Source organism: Paenibacillus sp. DS2015 (assembly GCF_050433705.1).
Taxonomy (GTDB): Bacteria; Bacillota; Bacilli; order Paenibacillales; family Paenibacillaceae; genus Paenibacillus_AQ.
Genome location: NZ_JBNPWS010000075.1, coordinates 1 through 1,893, shown reverse-complemented (window position 1 = coordinate 1,893; position 1,893 = coordinate 1). Strand labels below are relative to the sequence as shown.

The window sequence follows — 1,893 nt, the reverse complement described above, 5'->3', positions numbered from 1 at the left end:
TCCAGAACGTGTTGGGCAGTATGTGAAATGATTTTTATCTCCCCTCGGGGAGAAGCCATATTAAAAGAGTTTACACAAAACTATTGACAGACCCTCACAGGGCAAGCGATTCGGGTGGGAAAAAGTCATGTCCATGAAATTGAGCTCAATAAAACGGATTTCTTGAACCATTTTCATAATCTGAAAAAGATTAGAACGGGACCGGCTATTTCGGTTGGTAATGGCAAACACGTACACTTTGTTACAGGCCAAACTACATTAAATGATGGTCACGTACACGCATTTAATTTCGCGACATTGATTCAAGCACCTCTTATTTAATGCTCATATTCTGCATGGTAATAAGACGCAGGTTTAAATACTGCGTCTTATTTATTTGAATCCAGGAACTACCCTATTTATGTTCACTGAAATTGGACTAGTGAAATTATATTCCTAAGTACATTACTTATTAAAGGGTGAATCATCATACCCCTTATCGTTATAATCTGTATTAAGCAGCTTTGGCAACAAATTCATCTCATGAATTCCGCGTTTCGTATCTTCATCGCCAAGTTGATAAATATAAGCATACAGCTCGATCATTTTGTCATCGAAAAGGTTCGTTGAATCGTCGTGGTCAGCGGATTTAAAGGGTACAAAGGCACGTTTGAATGTATATTCGTCATCTTTAATAAGCGAGCTCATTTTGTCACGTAGGATGGACACTTCATCATCCGTCCCGAGCACAGTGAATTCGGTGGAATCATTAGGAATGTCCTGTATTAAGTTATGTGCAACCGAAACATAATACGTCTTCTTGGGTTCTGTATCTATCATACATAAGCCTCCCCCTATTACACCGCTGCCTGAAATTAAGCACAACGCCATAAAAAGATTTTACTCTTTAGTACACGTTGTAACCGAATTTGAATCACTTACCGCTACATAAGAAGCCGGCGTTCATCCTAGAGAATATAGAGTATTAAATATGTTTTAAGTTATATAATTCTATTAAATTATACTATAATATCAAGGATATTAATGATTGCAATTAAGTTCTCTATTTGTAATAATTAGGTAACGAAGAGAAGGATTACAATTTATAGAAATCAATGAAGCTACCGCGCTAGCCGAAATAGTTGCGACAAGCGGCTCAGCGTTTAGTAGCGGTTGCTCGACTTGTGGTTCGAGTTCAACTTGCTCTTCCTCCACATAAACACATAACTCAACATAGTATTAACATAAGACCTTACAATAAAAGTAGTCTCTCTTACAATACTATTCTAATAATAGTTAATGTCTCTATTTAATTAATCCTTAGTATCTTTTATGGTTCAACCTTGAAATCAGTGCTTGAGTTTTCAGACAGTGAAATTAGAGGAAATTCTCCAGCTAATGTGACGAGTAAACTGGCTGAGAGATGACTTAACTGGAATATCTCCATCTAGTTCGGCGCTATGAGGCTATAGTGAAGGAGAATCGGTAGAATTAACGTGAGAAGTTCCAGTTAGATAGAGGATTGCTAGGTCCACACCATCATTAACAGGAGATTTTCCCATTAAATGAAATCAATATTTAAGTATGTAGACTTCAGGAAAATGTATGATCTTAGTTCGCAAAATAGGAGTTCTAGTATTAACTGTATTTAGTCCCCAATACATATTAGTAACATTATAAAGATAAAGATTTGTACTGAAATTTCACTAACTATTTACAGATTATATAAAAACTATTCTAATGATCGCTACAAGAATATTGGGCTTGAATATAAAAGTCACTAATCTACACAAAAAGTATTTCATGCACTAAATGTATGGGGTCTGTCAATAGTTTTGTGTAAACTCTTTTAATATGGCTTCTCCCCGAGGGGAGATAAAAATCATTTCACATACTGCCCAACACGTTCTGGAA

1 protein-coding gene and 1 pseudogene are annotated in these 1,893 nt (G+C 36.0%); one reads left to right on the top strand and one right to left on the bottom strand.

What is annotated here, in order from left to right; translation table 11 throughout:
• Positions 1 to 93: 93 nt before the first annotated feature.
• A pseudogene (locus tag J2T13_RS26130) lies at positions 94 to 321 on the top strand (YmaF family protein); the annotation flags it as partial.
• Positions 322 to 444: 123 nt separating this feature from the next.
• On the opposite strand, the gene J2T13_RS26125 reads toward J2T13_RS26130, so the two are convergent.
• A complete protein-coding gene (locus tag J2T13_RS26125) occupies positions 445 to 819 on the bottom strand; it encodes a hypothetical protein (protein WP_429375632.1) in 375 nt (124 codons plus the stop codon).
• Positions 820 to 1,893: the final 1,074 nt, after the last annotated feature.